The organism is Salarchaeum japonicum (genome assembly GCF_049705945.1).
Classification (GTDB): domain Archaea; phylum Halobacteriota; class Halobacteria; order Halobacteriales; family Halobacteriaceae; genus Salarchaeum; species Salarchaeum japonicum_A.
On the sequence record NZ_JBNAMV010000004.1, the window covers coordinates 360,468 to 376,146 of the forward strand.

Sequence of the window (15,679 nt, forward strand, 5' to 3'; positions counted from 1 at the left end):
CTTTTTTGCAAACTTATTAAACGGTAGAGTCTAATTATCGGATATGAGTTTCCAGCTCTCAGACGAGCATCGGGCGATTCGGGAGGCCGTTCGCGAGTTCGGTGAGAACGAAATCGAACCCGTGGCGCGCGAACACGACGAGAACAAGTCGTATCCCATCGACCTCATCGAGAAGGCGGCGGAGTTCGACTTCGTCGCGCCCGGCATCCCGGTGGAGTACGGTGGCGCGGGGATGGACACGCTCTCCAGCATCATCGTCACGGAAGAGCTGTGGCGAGCCGACCCCGGTATCGGGAGCGCCATCGGCTCTCGCGGGTTCGGGTCGAACATGATCCGGAAGTACGGCGACGAGTGGATGAAGGAGGATTGGCTGCCGAAAATCGCGAACGGCGAATCGGCGTGCTGTTCCTGCATCAGCGAACCCGCGCACGGGTCGAACGTCGCCGGCATCGAGACGGTCGCGGAGAAGGACGGCGACGAGTACGTCATCAACGGGAACAAGATGTGGATCACGAACGGCACGGTCGCGGACGTCGCCGTCGTGATGACGAAGACCGACACCGAAGTCAAGCCGCAGCGCAAGGGAATTACGGCGTTCCTCGTTCCCACTGACACCGACGGCTTCGAGACGACGAAGATCGACAACAAGCTCGGGATTCGCGCGAGCGACCTCGCCGAGGTCCAGTTGAACGACGTGCGCGTGCCCGAGGAGAACGTCATCGGCGAACTGAACAAGGGATTCTACCAGCTGATGGACTTCTTCGCGTCCGGCCGGACGAGCGTCGCGTCCCAGGCCGTCGGCGTCGCGCAGGCCGCCATCGACGAGGCGAAGTCGTACGCGAACGAGCGCGAACAGGGCGGACAGCTCATCAAGGACTACCAGGCCGTCAGCCACATGATCGCCGAGATGGCGGCGAACACGGAGGCCGCGCGCTCGCTCACCTACCGCGCCGCGGCGGCGGTCGACGAGGGCGACGACCAGCTCGCGACCCGGTTCGCGTCAATGGCGAAACTCACCGCGTCCGAGAACGCGGTCGACGTGGCGGACGACGCGATTCAGGTGCACGGCGGCGCCGGGTTCGTCACCGACCACCCCGTCGAGCGCTACTACCGTGACGCCCGCATCACGAAGATCTACGAGGGTACCTCGGAGATCCAGAAGAACATCATCGCCGACCAGATACTCTGATGAACCACGAGGAGTATCGCGCGCGACAGGACACCGTCACGGTCGACGTGGACGGCCACGGTGTCGAGGTCGCGTACTACGAGGACGGACCGTCGGACGGCGAGCCGCTGGTGTTCGTGCACGGCATCCCGACCTGGGGGTTCCTCTGGCGGGAGGTCGCGCCCGAGTTCACGGACGAGTATCGAGTGATCGTCCCCGACCTCGCGGGCTACGGGTCGAGCGACAAACGCGACGGCTTCGACCGCTCGATTCGCGCGCAGGAACAGGTCGTCGAGGGACTCGTCGACGAACTCGACGTGGCTCGGCCGTTCTCGCTCGTGAGCCACGACGTCGGCAGCGGCGTCGCCACCCGGTACGCCGCGCACAATCCCGACGCGGTGTCGAACCTCGTCGTGTCGAACGGCGTGTGTTACGACTCGTGGCCGGTCGAGTTCATCAACGACCTCGGCCTTCCAGGAACGACGGACCTGCCGTTCGACGAACTGACGGAGAAACTGGACTTCGCGTTCGCGGGCGGCGTCAACGGCGACGAGGACGAGCACGCCGAGTTCATCGAGGGCATGAAAGCGCCGTGGCTGACCGAGGACGGCCGGCGGTCGCTCGCACGCTGTGCGGTCGCGACGAACACGAACCACACCACCGAGCTGGAGTACGCCGACATCACCGCGGACACGCTCTGTCTGTGGGGCGGCGACGACATTCTCCAACCGGTGTCGTACGCCGAACGGCTCGCCGACGACGTCTCCGGCGACGGTGAGGTCGTGACGCTCGACGACGCGTACCACTGGGTGATGGAGGACAGACCGAAGGCATATACGGCGGAACTGCGCGCGTTCCTATGAGCATGGAACGAGAGCCGGACTGGGAGTTCAAGGAACGCGACGTAGTCATCCTGAAGGAACTCGCGAAGAACCCGCAGGTGAGTTCGCGCGACCTCACCGACATCCTCGACCAAGAGTACGACATCGACGTTTCGCACGTCACGGTCTCGGAATCCATTCGGAAGATGCGTGACGCGGGCGTGTTCCGGGAGGCCATCATCCCGAACGAGGCGTACTTCATCTTCGCGCTCATGGAGTTCAAGTTCAACCCCGAGCACTTCGCGGAGGGCTGGCGGGACGCCATGGAGTACATCCGCGACCACGAGAACACGCTCTTCTACTTCCTCTCCGACGGCGAGTACCAGTGGAAGTCCGTGATGATGTTCCCGTCCCGGCAGGCCGAATCCCAGTGGATTCACAACTTCTACAAGGACCACGGCGCGGTCATCTCGAACATCCGGAACTCGGTCGTGACGAACGTCCTCCACTTCGGCACGAACCCCGAACTGTTCGACGCGCTCCCCCGAGAGGAGTAGGCACCGCGCGACCCCACCGCCTTTAGTGGTGGAGGTGGAAGTCGCGTGTATGCCACGCGTCGAAGTCGACATTCCGGACAACGTCGAGGTCGAACTCGATCGGCTCGTTGACGAGGGCGAGTTCGTGAGCCGGCAGGAAGCCGCAGAGGAAATTCTCGCACACGGACTCCAAGTGTACAAGCCCGAGATAGAGTCGAATCGCGAGGAAGAGGAGATGTTCAGCGAGGAGATGCTGGAGACGAGCGAGCGGTCGCTCGGCGGTGACGAAGACGACTACGAGTTCTAGGCTGGCGCGTCGCGGGTCGCGGGCGCGCTCACCCCATACCCATGGAGCACGCCCGTCCCGCGTCCCGTGCGGGCAGCGTGAGACTCCCCGAATCGGAAGCCGACGCCCGCACGAGACACGTGTACGGAGGGCGAGTACGGGCAAAAACCCACCGTCACACGGCCGTCAGACGCCCTACCGGAAGAGCCGGTAGGAGGTCGCGCCGACCGCCACGTCCACCATCTCGCCCTCGTACTCGCTTCTGACCGTGACATCGGTGACGCCCATCGAGCCGCCGGCGCGCACGACCTCCGCTTCGGCGACGAGGTCGCTGGTGGCGGGCCGGAGGTACTTCACGTCGAGGTCGGTGGTGCTGAGCGACGTGTCGCTCGGGTCGTCGAAGGTGGTGCGGAGCGCGAACGCGCTCGCCGTGTCCACGAGCGTCGCGGCGATACCGCCGTGCACCGACCCGCCCGAGTCCTCCGTCGCGGGGTTCATCAGTTTCTCGTCGTAGGGGACGCGCATGACGACGCGACCCTCCGCGACCTCGTCGAACTCGACGCCCAGCCACGAGAGGTAGCCGTGGTCGCCGACGAACTCCTCGAACCCGAGGCCGGACGCGGTCTTCATTCGCCCGTGAACTCGGGTTCGCGGTCCTCCTGGAACGCCGCCGTTCCCTCGCGGGCGTCCTGCGTGGTGAGGAGGAGCGCGAACGCCTGACTCTCCATCTGGAGACCGGCGTCGAGGTCCTCGTCCGCTCCCTCGTTCATCACGCGCTTTGCGTGCTGGAGCGCGAGCGGCGGCCCGGAGACGAGGTCGTCGAGGAAGTCCGCGCACGTGTCGTCGTACTCGTCGGCGGGGACGGCGCGATTGATGAGCCCCCAGTTCTCAGCACGCTCGCCGGAGATGTGTTCGCCGCGGAACACGAGTTCCTTCGCGCGCGCCTCGCCGATCATGCGGAGCGCGCGCTGCGTGCCGCCGCCGCCCGGGAGCAGACCGAGGTTGATTTCGGGGAAGCCGAACGTCGAGTCCTCGGTTGCGACGCGGAGGTCGCAGGCGAGCGCGAGTTCGAACCCGCCGCCGAGACAGTAGCCGTCGATCTTCGCGATGGTCGGCCGCGGGAACTCGTCCACGACCTGAAAGACTTCCGTGGGTTCCGCGCGCTTCGCGGGCTCGATGTCCGCGAATCCGGTAACGTCTGCGCCGGCGCTGAACGCGCGGTCGCCTGCGCCCTCGAAGGACACCGCGCGAACCTCGTCGGTGTCGATGGATTCGAGGAGGTCGACGACGGCGTCCATCAGATCGTTGCTGAGCGCGTTCATCCGCTCGGGGCGGTCGAGTTCGACCTCGAGCAGGCCGTCGTCCGTGAGCTCCCAGTTGATGGTGTTGTAGTCGCCGGGGCCGCTGCCCGTGTTGTACTCGTAGAATCCCTCACCGGCGTCCTTCCCAATCTTCCCGTCCTCCACGAGTTCGATGAGGTAGTCCGCGGGCTCGTAGCGGTCCGCGCCGTACTCCTCGTGGAGCTCTTCGAGCTTCGCGAGCACGGTGTCGAGGCCGAGTTTGTCGCCGCGCACGCAGATGCCCTCGGGGAAGCCCGCGCCGAGTTTCATCCCGGTGTCGATGGCGTCGGGGGTCGCCACGTCGTTCCCGATGAGCTTCGCCGCCTCGTTCACCATCCGCGCCTCGATGCGGAGCGTGTCGACGTCCTCGCCCTGGCCCTGCTCGTAGGAGACGCCCTCGCCGTCGTCGTAACGGTAGTAGCCCGCGCCGGTCTTCCGGCCGAGTTCCTCGGCCTCGACCTTGGATTCCATGAGGGGCGGAATCTCCTTGCCGGCCTCCTTGCGCACGTGGTAGCCCACGTCGATGCCGGTGAGGTCGCCGAGTTCGAACGGCCCCATCGGGTAGCCCCGCAGATAGACCATCGCGGCGTCGATCTCCTCGATGCTCGCCAGATCTTCGGACGCCATCCACGCGGCCTCCTCGCCGAACGGCCCGAGAACGCTGTTCACGACGAAGCCGTTCACGTCCTTCCGCACGAAAATCGGCGTTTTGTCGACGTCTTCGACGAAGTCGTAGGTCGCCTGTGCGATGTCGTCGTCGGTCTCCGCGCCGTAGATGACCTCGACGAGGTCCATCTTCACGGGCGGGTTAAAGAAGTGCATGCCGACCACGTCCTCGGGGCGGTCAGTCGCGGACGCGATTTCGGTGATGGAGAGGCTGGACGTGTTGGACGCGAGAATCGCGCCGTCCTCGGCGTAGTCGTCGAGGTCGCCGAACACGTCCTTCTTGAGTTCCATCTGCTCGGGCACGGCCTCGATGACGATGTCCGCGCCCGCGACCGCGGTTTCGAGGTCGACCTCGGTGCTGATGCGGTCGAGAATCGTCTCGGGAGACTCGTCGAGGCGGTCGTTCTCGTCGAGCTTGTCGAGACTCCACTCGATGGACTCGTAGCCGTCCTGCACGATGTCGGCCTCGATGTCCCGCATCGTGACCTCGTAGCCGGCCATCGCCACGACTTCCGTGATGCCGTGGCCCATGTTCCCGGAACCGATGACTGCGACCGTTTCGATGTCGTCTACGTCCATACGCGGATGGTCGGCGCGCTCGCCCATTAAACCACCGACAGACCGTTATCGCTGTAAACACACGCAACGTTGAACTGTACGAAACTAGGTTCTCGTGTGTTCTCGGGAAGTTTCGGTAATTGGTTGGGTTGGTTTCGAGAGAGAAGTCCTCGCGAACGGGCTAGTCGCGCTGTCGCGCTCGCGCGGTCGCGGTGATGCCCGCGAGCACCACCGCGCCGCCGACGAGCGTGGCGACGCCCGGGACTTCGGTGAAGACGAGGAGCGCCAGCAGCGTGCTGCCGACCGGTTCGCCGAGGAGGCTGACGGAGACGACGCTCGATTCGACGTGTTCGAGCGCCCAGTTCACGACCGTGTGCCCGAACAGTCCGGGCCCGAGCGCCATCGCCGCGAACAGCACCCACTCGCCGGTCGGATACGCGAACAGCGAGTGGCCGGCGGCGAGCACGAACGCGAGGAGCGTGAGCGTGCAGACGGCGTAGACGACGAGCGTGTACGGGACGAGCGGGATGCGCTGGCGGAGCGACCGGCCGGCGAGCACGTAGACGGACGCCGCGAGCGCGCCCGCGACGGCGAGCAGATCTCCGTAGAGCGCGCCGGACCCGAGGAAGGCCCCGAGGACGCTCGCGCCGCCGAGGACGGGTTCGCCGAGCGCCATCACGGCCGCGCCCGCGACGGCGACGAGGATGCCGGCGAGCATCCGGCAGGTGAGGCGCTCGCCGAGCAGGACGGCCGCGCCGAGCGCGACGAACAGCGGCTGCGTCTGCACGAGCGTGACGGACGCGGCGACACTCGTCCAGTTCAGGCTCTCGAACCACGCCGCGAAGTGCAGCGCGAGCGCCACCCCGGAGACGACCGCAATCACCGCGTCCCGCCGGCCGAGCGACCGCACGGTGTCGCCGTTCCCGCGCGCGAACGGGAGGATGCACGCGGTCGTGAAAAGCACGCGGTAGAACGCTTTCACGAGGCTCGGCGCGCTCGACGCCTCCACGAGAATCGCGCTCGTCGAGACGGCGACCACCGCGACGGCGAGCGCCGCCAGCGGGTTCGTGCGCGCCGCCAGTCTGTCGAAGAACGCCACTACCCGATAACGAGACGCGCCGAAGAAGTGAATTGCGTTTAGCGACAGCGGTCGAACGCTGAAACGTGCGTCTTAGACGTCGTCGGGCACGTCGAAGTCGTGGAAGTGCTCGCCCTCCTCCTTCGAGAGGATGTCGAGCGCGGCGGCCGCGCCGTCGCCCGCGGAGATGACTGCCTGCCACTCCTGGTCGCGCACCATCGCGCCGGTCGCGTACGCGTTCTCGACGCTCGTCTCCATGTCGACGCCCACGTCCACCACGTCGTCCTCAAAGTCCGCGCCGAGTTCCTCCGCGAGGTCGCGGTTCGCGCCCGTGGCGAGCACGAGGTAGTCGGACTCGTACTCGTCCTCACCGGTGACGACGTGGAAGCGGCCGTCGTCTTTCTTCGTGACGGACTCGACCTCCTCGTCGTCGTGGAGTTCCGCGCCGTGGTCGTCGCTCGCGTGCTTGCGTGCGCGCTCGTGGAAGACGCTTCCGTCGATAGAGCGGATGCCGAGGTAGTTGAACAGGTGGGCCTTGTGGAGCCACGTCCCGTCCGTGTCGAACACCGTCGTGTCGAGGTCGTTCTTCGCGGTGAACAGTCCCGCGCTCAGCCCTGCCGCGCCACCGCCGACGACAATCACATCAGTCATAGATTAAAATCGGGTCGCGGGCTGCATAAACCTACAGGCCGGAGAAGTGCTCGCGGGTTCGTCGATGCCGTGCGCGGAACATCATGTCGAGGCCGGGTCGGCCGAGCGCGGCGGGCGCGCCGAACGGGAGTTCGTACGCGACGCGGTCCCGAATGAGCGTTCGCGACTCAGACTCGGCGTAGAACAGGTGGGTGTGCCGCCAGGACGCGAAGGGACCGCCGTCCATCTCGTCGACGAAGTACGCGAACCCGTCGCGCTCCTCGCGCTCGGTGATGACGGACGTCCAGGACTGCCGGGGCCCCGGGAGGAACGGCGGGCCGACGGACATGTCGATGCGAGAGTCGACGGAGAGCACGTCGGGGTCGGGCGCGCCGTCGGGGCCGACGACCGACTCGATTCGGAGGCCGGCCCACGGAGGCGTCAGTTCTTCGAGACCCGCGACGCGGGAGTGAAACGCCCAGACGTCGTCGAGCGGCGCGTCGACGTGCACCTCGCGCTCGTATGTCGCCATACCTCGAGTGCGGACGCGGACGCCTAAACGCTCCCGGCGTCCGTGGCAAGTGCTAGCGACAGGAAGCACGCTTATGTACCACAGGGACTTTCGGGAGAGTATGCCCTCGGAGCGTGCGACTCGCACGACACCGTTCACAGCGATGTCAGTCCTCGAACGTGCCAGCGAAATGGAGGGTGTCGTCCACATGGAAGTGGGCGAACCCGACTTCGAACCCCCTGCGGCGGCAATCGAGGCAGCGGCAGCGGCGCTCCGGGACGGCCCGACGGAGTACACGTCGAGCCGCGGAAAGCAGAGCCTGCGGGACGCCATCAGCGACTACTACGACCGCCGGTACGGCGTCGACGTGCCCGCGGACCGAATCATCGTCACGCCCGGGTCGTCGCCGGCGCTCCTCCTCTCCATGCTCACCGTCGTGGACCCCGGTGAGGAGGTCGTGCTCACCGACCCGTACTACGCGTGCTACCCGAACTTCGTCCGGCAGGCCGGCGGACAGATTTCGACGGTCCCGCTCGACCCCGACGCGGGGTTCGCTCCGGACGTGGACGCGTTCCGGTCCGCCATCACGCGCGACACCGCGGCGGCGCTCGTGAACTCCCCGAGCAATCCCACGGGTGCCGTGATGAGCGGGGAGAGTTTGGAGGCCATCGCGGAGCGCGCGCGCCGAACCGACACGCGCCTCGTCTCCGACGAGGTCTATCATGGCCTCACCTACGACGAGGACGAGCACTCCGTCCTCGAATACACCGAGGACGCCATCGTGCTCGACGGCGTGTCGAAGCGCTACGGGATGACGGGCTGGCGGCTCGGCTGGATGGTCGCGCCGCCGGACCTCGTGGAGACCCTGAATCGGCTCGCGCAGAACATCGTCATCTGTGCGCCGAACCACGTGCAGGACGGCGCGGAAGCCGCGCTCCGCATGGGCGACGGCTGGCTCGACGACATCCGAGACACCTACCGGGAGCGCCGCGACTTCCTCGTCGACGCGGCGGACGACCTCGGGCTGTCGATGGGGTACACGCCCGGCGGCGCGTACTACCTCCTACTGGACGTGAGCCATCTGCCCGGTGACGCGTTCGAAGTCGCGGACGTGTTCCTCGAAGAAGCCGGCGTCGCGATGACGCCCGGCCCCGACTTCGGCGACGGCGCGGACGACACGCTCAGGGCGTCCTACGCGACGAGTACGAGCGACCTCGAAGAAGCCGTCTCCCGCCTCGACGAACTCCTGACGCAGACCGCTATTTGAGGCGCTCCTGCAGGAACGAAGGGTGGGCGGCGGTGACGCCGTCTATCTCCAGAATTTCCTCGGAGATGACCGCGCCGAGTTCGTCGCCGTCCGCGGCACGGACTTCCGCCATCAGCATGTGGTCGCCACTCGACGTGTAGAGCGCGTGCACGCTCTCCAGTTCTTTCAGCGCGCGCGTCGCCTCGACGTACTGTTCGCTCGCGACGTCGATACCGACCATCGCGATGCTCTGTCCCGAGAGCTTCTTCGGGTCAACGTCGGCCGAGTACCCGACGATGACGCCCTCGTCTTCGAGTTTGTTGATGTACTTCCGGACTGTCGGCTTCGAGACACCGGCGTCCTCGGCGATATCGGCGTACGAGGCTTGCGCGTCCGCTTCGAGCGCCGACAGGATGCGGTCCTCGGTCGATTCACTACTCACGCCCATCTCTTTGGCGTCCGTGAAAAAATATCTTCCGAAGGAGTAAACGCTACTTGTGGCGGTCGATGTAGTCGAACGACCGCTCCCACTCGGCGTCGTCGTCGAAGTACCGCTCCGCGAGCGGCTGCTCCGGCATCGAGCCGCGGTGGCGCTTCTCCTGCTGGTAGGACCGACGGCCCTCCTCCACGTAGTAGCGGCCCGTGAGCACGGTGCCCTCGTAGAGGGCGTCCTCGGTCTCGTGCATCATCTCCTGAGCCTCCCGACGGTCGGACACGTCGAAGTCGTAGTCGTCCGAGTCCTGGATGTCCACGTAGGGGACGTACTGTTTCGCGTCCTTGTTCCACGTCGGGCACTGCGTGAGGAAGTCGACGTGACTGAAGCCGTCGTGCTGCATCGCCTCGACGAGGATTTCCTTCGCCTGGTTCGGGTTCACGGCGGCGGTGCGCGCCACGTAGGACGCGCCCGACGTGAGACCGAGCGAGAGCGGGCGGATGGGGGCCTTCGCGTTCCCCTCGGGCTGGGTCTTCGACTTGTGACCCTGCGGGGACGTCGGGGACGTCTGACCCTTCGTCAGCCCGAAGACCTCGTTGTTGAACACGATGTAGGTCATGTCGTGGTTCTCCCGGGCGGTGTGCATGAAGTGGTTCCCGCCGATACCGTACCCGTCACCGTCGCCACCGGCGGCGACGACTTCGAGGTCGGAGTTCGCGAGCTTCGCCGCACGCGCGACCGGGAGCGACCGACCGTGAATCGTGTGGAAGCCGTAGCTGTCGAAGTAACTGTTCAGTTTGCCCGAACAACCGATGCCGGTGCAGAGCAGGACTTCCTCGGGGTCCTTCCCGAGTTCCGCCATCGCACCCTTCAGGGCTTTGAGGACGCCGAAGTCCCCACAGCCCGGACACCAGGTCGGCTGCGGTTCGATACCGGGCGTGAATTCGTTCTGGTCGACCTCGCGGTCGTTACCGATTGCGCTGAATGCACTCATTGTTAGTCACCTGCCGCGGGTTCGAGCCGCGTCTGACTGGATGGTTCGTCGAGCCGGTCGTCGATCTCGATCTCGGCGGCCTCCACGATTTCGCCGGGTTCGAACGGGTTCCCGTTGTACTTGAGGAAACTGGAGAGCATCTCGCCGTACCCGCCGGTTTCCTTCTGGATGTGACCGAGGAACTGCGCGGTCGTGCTCATCTCGACGACGAGCGCCTCGTCGACGCTGTCGAGGAAGTCACGGACCTTCCGCTCGGGGAACGGCGCCATCTCCGAGATGGAGAGCGCTTTCACCGAGTACCCGTTCTCGTTCAGGCGGTCGACGGCCTCCTCGACCGTCCCGGTCTGACTGCCCCAGGAGACGAGACCGAAGTCGGCGGACTCGTCGCCGTACACGTCCTGACGCTCGTCTTCGTCGAGGTCCGCGCGAATCGACCGCATCTTGCGGAGCCGGCGGTTCATCTGGTTCACGCGATTGTCGGGGTCCTCGCTGATGTGGCCCTCGGGCGTGTGCTCGTTCCCCGTCGCGAGGAAGTGCCCGCCCTTCTGGCCGGGAACCGACCGCGGGCTCACGCCGTTCTCGGGGTCGTGGCGGAACCGCTCGAACTTCCCGAACTCGTCGTGCGCGGCCTCCGCGATCTCGTCCTCGGTGAGCGTCGACCCGAGGCTGGGGTTCGGGTCCTGGTCGAAGAACGAGGCGGGGATGTTCCGGTACTCGCCGGAGAGCTTCTGGTCGTAGATGACCATCACCGGAATCTGGTACTCCCACGCGACCTGGAACGCCTTCCGGGTCTGCTCGTAGCACTCGATCGGGTCGGAGGGCGCGAACACCACGCGGTGGCTGTCGCCCTGGCTCGTGTAGAGGACGTGCTCGAGGTCGGCCTGCTCGGGCTTCGTCGGCATTCCCGTGCTGGGGCCGGCGCGCATCGACTCGACGAGCACGAGCGGTGTCTCCGTCATCTCGGCCAATCCGAGCGGCTCGGACATGAGCGCGAACCCGCCGCCGGACGAACCGGACATCGCCTTCACGCCCGCGTGCGACGCGCCCACGGCGAGCGCCGCCGCCGCGATTTCGTCCTCCACCTGCTCGCTGATACCGCCCACGTCGGGCATGAGCTGGGTGAGGATGGTGAACACGTCCGTCCACGGCGTCATCGGATAGCCGGAGATGAACCGGCAGCCCTCGTCGAGGGCGCCGTACGCGATACCGTGGCTTCCGGAGACGAGCACCTGCTCTTCCTCGTGTTCTCCCTGGGGCACGGACACGTCGTGGGCGTCCACGTCGTACTCTTCCTGCACGGTTTCGTAGGCGTCACGGAGGACCTCGATGTTCGCGTCGAGGATGTCACCGCCCATCGCGTCCGCCATCAGTTCCTCGATGTAGTCGAGTTCGAACCCGATAATCGCGGCGGTCGCGCCGACACCCGCGGTGTTCCGCATGATCTCGCGGCCGTGTTCCTTCGCGAGCGCGCGGAGGTCCAAATCGTAGACGTGCCAGTTGTTCTCCTCGACGCGCTTGTCGAAGTCCTCGATGTCGTCGGTGTCGAGGAGACCGGAGTCGTAGACGATAACGCCGCCCTCGCGGAGTTCGTCCAGGTTCTCGGAGAGGGGCTTGATCTCCTCCTCGCCGTAGTACGCGCCCTCCTTCGGGTTCCGGGCGAAGGAGTCGCCGAGCGAGAGGAGGAAGTTGTAACCGTCCCCTCGGGAGCGGACGTTCTCTTCCGCCGCGCGAATCTCGACGTAGGTGTGGCCACCACGGATGCGCGACGGATAGTGCCGGTGCGTGAAGACGTTGAGGCCCGAGCGCATCAGCGCCTTCGCGAAGTTCTGGCTCGTCGAGTCGATTCCGTCACCGGAACCGCCCGCGATTCGCCAGATGAGTTCGTCGTTAGTCATAGTAGATCTCTGGCCCCCTGCAGTCTGGGCCTTGTCGCAAAATTTGGCGCGACTCACTAAATCGTTTGCTATCCATTGGCAGGGAAAGTTCGTGAAAAACTGCGCGGCGAGCGCTCTCCGCGCCGACAGCGCCGGAGTATCGTGATAGTAGTCCGACGACAGAGAACGCGAACGTTCAAATACAGTATCGTAAATATAATTGTTTAGAAATGCGGAAATATATCGTGGTCGTCCTCCTCATCGCCATTCTTCCGGCGGTCGTCGCCGCCGACGGGAACGAGCGCCCGCTCGCGGAAGCCGGCCTGGACCAGACCGCCACGCGCGGCGCCCCGGTCTACCTCGACGCCACCGGCTCCCACGACCCCGACGGCGAGCCCATCGCCACCGAGTGGACGATACGCCGCCCGAACGGCACGACGCGCACGCCAGACTGCCCGACCTGTCCGCGCACCTCGTTCACGCCGCGAGCGACCGGCACTTACGCCGTCACCGTCCGCGTCACCGACGACGACGGCGCGAGCGCCACCGACACTCTCTACGTCACCGTCGAACCCGGTGACCCACCGACGGTCACGCTCGACGGCCCGGACGCCGCACGAACCGACCACGCCGCGACCTACCGCGCCGCTGCCGCGCCCGGTATCGCCCCGCTCACGACACTGGTCTGGTACGTCGACGGCATCCGCGTCCAAACGACCACGCTTGACGAGAGACGGCGCACCGACACGCTCACCCACTATTTCGACCAGCCCGGCGACCACACGGTCCGCGTTCGCGCCACCGACACCGACGACCGACACGCGACCGCGCGAACACGCACGAGCGTCATCACCGACGGCGCCGCGACGAACGGAAGCACGGACCCGTCCACGAATCCCACCCCAGCACCCACGCACCAATCACCCGACACGGACCTGGTCCTCGACGGCCCACGAGTCCTCACCGGCACCGAACCACTACGCGGCACCTATCGCGTCCTCGACGCCAGCGACGACGCGACGACAGCGATACACGTCGACGGCGGTCGACGCCACCTCGGCCGAACTGCGACGCTCACACTTCACCCCGGCATTCACGACATCACTGCCACCAGCGACGACACACCCGTTCGCTTCCCGGACAACACCACCACCGTCATCGCCGACCCCGCGCCCACAATCACGATTAATGACATTCAGACCGGCCCGGGAATCACCATCGACGCGAGCGCCACCGACGCACTCGACAACCTCGACACCCTCACCATCAGCATCGACGGCACCCAGATCCACCACCGCGCCCGCACCGACCTCGACCACATCAAACACACCCACACCACCCTCCGCACCACCTACCGCCAACCCACGCTCAAACCCGGCAACCACACCATCACAATCACCGCCACCGACACCCGAAACCAAACCACCAGCAAAACCAAAACAATCTCCGCCCCCCGCCCACCCGAAATCATCTCCGCCGAATTCACCGAACGCGAACACAACAGAACCGCCTACGACCACCGCCTCCCACCCGAGAACTACACCGCCCACCACATCACCAGAATCGCACTCAACGGCGCAACACCCAGCGACGTGAAGCTCATAGGCGAACCAACTATCACAGGTGTCATAGAGCTACCAACAGATATCCACGAGAAAATCCGAACCTATAACCGACAGACAGATATTCTCACTGTCCACACTTACTGGGCAGCCGAGACTCCGAAAACCGGCCGGGTAACCCACATCGTCAGTTGGAATGGGCAACTTGTTCCCGAGCAAAGCGAACGGTCGTTCCAAGCGTATCCCAGTAATCCCGTAATCAGGTATACAATCGACAGTGCGGGCGTTAACGGAAACGTTGACCAGCGAGGAATAGTTATCAACGCTAGCAGAACATTCGACCCAGACGATACTCCGCTTGAATTCGAGTGGACAGGCAGTGTGTCGGTAGAGGAATTTTCGCCAGAAATAGCGAAAGCTGAAGCGCTTAAACAATCTACATTAGTTGTTCGAGACGGTAACCGGGGGAAGTCTACCCAGACATACAACTTTCTAGATGGATACGTTCCAGAAGTTGAGGAGATTACCGAAGTTTCTAGTGGTCCGTATCGCCTGAACGAGTCTGTCCGGTTCCGAGTTTCTTCGATAGCCGCGATGCTACCGAAGAACACGTACGAGCTGAATCTTGAAATAGGAATTCGTGTTCCGGATACTGGGAAGGTTATCTCTTGGCAGAAGAACTATGGTCTAGTCTACGGTGGGCCACGGAGAGGAACAGGCGTTCAGTTTAACGGCACGATTTCAGTCCCGGTTGAAATATTTGAGGGGGAAACCCTCTGGATAGAATTATTTAACAAAAACGGTGGGGGTTGGAACGTAGTACGGAAGCCCTTGCCGAGTATTTCGATAGTCGAACATGGACAGCCCGAAGTCGTAAACGAGACGGTCATTGACGCGGAGTACTTGGTCGAACATCCCACGTATACGACACAGGTAGTGCAAAGCGAGCAAAAGAGGAACGAGCTGCTTGGGTCTGGGTACTCCACCAGGGGGTCAAAGCAGGTCGGAACATCGCACACTGTGGAGGAGCGGCGTCTGGTCGAGCCTGCGCAGTACGAGACGCGGTACAAGACGTTCAGTCAGCGCGGGTATCTTGAGGCGTTTCTCTCGGTGAACGAGGGGTGGAAGGAAAGTTCGTCGTCGACGACTCGCGAGGAGCGAACGGTGACGGAGTACGAGTGGCGTGACTCACGTTCCGGGAACGGATGGTTCACGGGAGATGCCCGTCAGGTGCTCATCGACGACGCGGATTACAAGACGTATCGACAGTATCGGTACGATCGTCGCGTTGAGCGAACCGGGACGAAGACCGTGACTCGATATCGGTCAGGGCGTGTTCCGTACGAGGTTACGGAGCAGGTCCGGCGGTGTAACGACTTCTTCGGGTGCTACTGGGCGACCGTCACGGAGACGCGCTGGAAGACCGTACAGGAGCCGTATCAGACCACCTTCTCGTACACGTACTGGACCACGGAGACCGAGACGTACTGGGGCCTATCGAAACGGAGCTGGGACCACGAATTCACCGGACAGACCTCACGCGTGAAAGTTCAGAACGCTCGGTACGGCACGGAGTATCGTTACGGATACGAACGCACCTACGTTGATCGAGTGACGACCTACACGGCGACTCGCCAAGTCCAGACCAGCGCCGCGACGTACGAGTGGGTCACCGCAGGGACGACGAGCAACGTGCTCGACGCTGCGTCGTTCGCCACCGATCCGACGCGACGAATCAGCGCCTCGAATCCGATTATCGAATGGACGATGCGGAAACAGACCGGTACGCAGACCGAGTGGGTCGACGAACCATCCAGTGAGTCGATAGTCAGCAAGACCAAGCTCACAGTTCGGCAAGTACTCATGATTCCGTATGTGAACGAAGAGTCTCGCACGTTCACTCCCGAGACCGTGGTAAATACGACAACAAAAACGGTAGCTGGATACGAACCAGCAGAGTAAAATACTAACTCTAA

General features: G+C 64.4%; 14 protein-coding genes. 6 read left to right on the forward strand and 8 right to left on the reverse strand.

Annotation, left to right across the window (positions count from 1 at the left end):
• Positions 1–43 precede the first annotated feature (43 nt).
• From ACOZ4O_RS03510 to ACOZ4O_RS03525, 4 genes are read left to right on the forward strand one after another with little or no spacing between them, the layout of a single operon-like run.
• Complete coding sequence (locus ACOZ4O_RS03510) at positions 44–1,189, forward strand: acyl-CoA dehydrogenase family protein (protein WP_424523934.1); 1,146 nt, start codon at positions 44–46, stop codon at positions 1,187–1,189.
• Positions 1,186–2,031 (forward strand): alpha/beta fold hydrolase, encoded by an 846-nt coding sequence (locus tag ACOZ4O_RS03515; RefSeq protein ID WP_424526142.1) that lies wholly within the window; start codon positions 1,186–1,188, stop codon positions 2,029–2,031. Before ACOZ4O_RS03510 ends, ACOZ4O_RS03515 begins: the two co-directional genes overlap by 4 nt.
• A 2-nt stretch (positions 2,032–2,033) precedes the next feature.
• A complete protein-coding gene (locus ACOZ4O_RS03520) occupies positions 2,034–2,546 on the forward strand; it encodes a winged helix-turn-helix domain-containing protein (RefSeq protein WP_424526144.1) in 513 nt (170 codons plus the stop codon).
• Between the two features lie 49 nt (positions 2,547–2,595).
• Positions 2,596–2,832: a DUF7120 family protein gene (locus ACOZ4O_RS03525; RefSeq protein WP_424523935.1), complete on the forward strand. Its 237-nt coding sequence runs from the start codon at positions 2,596–2,598 to the stop codon at positions 2,830–2,832.
• A gap of 174 nt (positions 2,833–3,006) precedes the next feature.
• Here ACOZ4O_RS03525 and ACOZ4O_RS03530 read toward each other — a convergent pair whose 3' ends face one another.
• From ACOZ4O_RS03530 to ACOZ4O_RS03550, 5 genes are all read right to left on the reverse strand, one after another.
• Positions 3,007–3,441 carry a PaaI family thioesterase gene (locus ACOZ4O_RS03530; protein WP_424523936.1) on the reverse strand — a complete coding sequence of 145 codons (435 nt, stop codon included), beginning with the start codon at positions 3,439–3,441 and terminating at the stop codon, positions 3,007–3,009.
• The gene (locus tag ACOZ4O_RS03535) at positions 3,438–5,396 is read right to left on the reverse strand and encodes a 3-hydroxyacyl-CoA dehydrogenase/enoyl-CoA hydratase family protein (protein ID WP_424523937.1); all 1,959 of its coding nucleotides are present in this window, start codon (positions 5,394–5,396) and stop codon (positions 3,438–3,440) included. The genes ACOZ4O_RS03530 and ACOZ4O_RS03535 overlap by 4 nt, the downstream gene beginning before the upstream one ends.
• A 160-nt stretch (positions 5,397–5,556) precedes the next feature.
• Positions 5,557–6,474, reverse strand: coding sequence for a DMT family transporter (locus ACOZ4O_RS03540; RefSeq protein WP_424523938.1), 918 nt, complete (start codon positions 6,472–6,474; stop codon positions 5,557–5,559).
• A gap of 72 nt (positions 6,475–6,546) precedes the next feature.
• Entirely contained in the window at positions 6,547–7,104 is a 558-nt protein-coding gene (locus tag ACOZ4O_RS03545) for an NAD(P)/FAD-dependent oxidoreductase (protein WP_424523939.1), read from the reverse strand.
• A 31-nt stretch (positions 7,105–7,135) separates the two neighbouring features.
• The gene (locus ACOZ4O_RS03550; protein ID WP_424523940.1) at positions 7,136–7,615 is read right to left on the reverse strand and encodes an SRPBCC family protein; all 480 of its coding nucleotides are present in this window, start codon (positions 7,613–7,615) and stop codon (positions 7,136–7,138) included.
• Positions 7,616–7,715: 100 nt separating this feature from the next.
• Between ACOZ4O_RS03550 and ACOZ4O_RS03555 the strand changes: the two genes are divergently transcribed.
• Positions 7,716–8,861 (forward strand): pyridoxal phosphate-dependent aminotransferase, encoded by a 1,146-nt coding sequence (locus ACOZ4O_RS03555; protein ID WP_424523941.1) that lies wholly within the window; start codon positions 7,716–7,718, stop codon positions 8,859–8,861.
• On the opposite strand, the gene lrpA1 is transcribed toward ACOZ4O_RS03555, so the two are convergent.
• The 3 genes from lrpA1 to ACOZ4O_RS03570 are packed head-to-tail and all read right to left on the reverse strand — an operon-like array spanning position 8,854 to position 12,162.
• Entirely contained in the window at positions 8,854–9,282 is a 429-nt protein-coding gene (gene lrpA1, locus ACOZ4O_RS03560) for an HTH-type transcriptional regulator LrpA1 (RefSeq protein ID WP_424523942.1), read from the reverse strand. The genes ACOZ4O_RS03555 and lrpA1 overlap by 8 nt on opposite strands.
• Before the next feature lie 49 nt (positions 9,283–9,331).
• Positions 9,332–10,267 (reverse strand): thiamine pyrophosphate-dependent enzyme, encoded by a 936-nt coding sequence (locus ACOZ4O_RS03565; RefSeq protein WP_424523943.1) that lies wholly within the window; start codon positions 10,265–10,267, stop codon positions 9,332–9,334.
• A 2-nt stretch (positions 10,268–10,269) separates the two neighbouring features.
• Positions 10,270–12,162, reverse strand: coding sequence for a 2-oxoacid:acceptor oxidoreductase subunit alpha (locus ACOZ4O_RS03570; protein ID WP_424523944.1), 1,893 nt, complete (start codon positions 12,160–12,162; stop codon positions 10,270–10,272).
• Positions 12,163–12,386: 224 nt separating this feature from the next.
• Here ACOZ4O_RS03570 and ACOZ4O_RS03575 point away from each other — a divergent pair, with 224 nt between their 5' ends.
• The gene (locus tag ACOZ4O_RS03575; protein ID WP_424523945.1) at positions 12,387–15,665 is read left to right on the forward strand and encodes a PKD domain-containing protein; all 3,279 of its coding nucleotides are present in this window, start codon (positions 12,387–12,389) and stop codon (positions 15,663–15,665) included.
• The last annotated feature ends 14 nt before the right edge of the window (positions 15,666–15,679 follow it).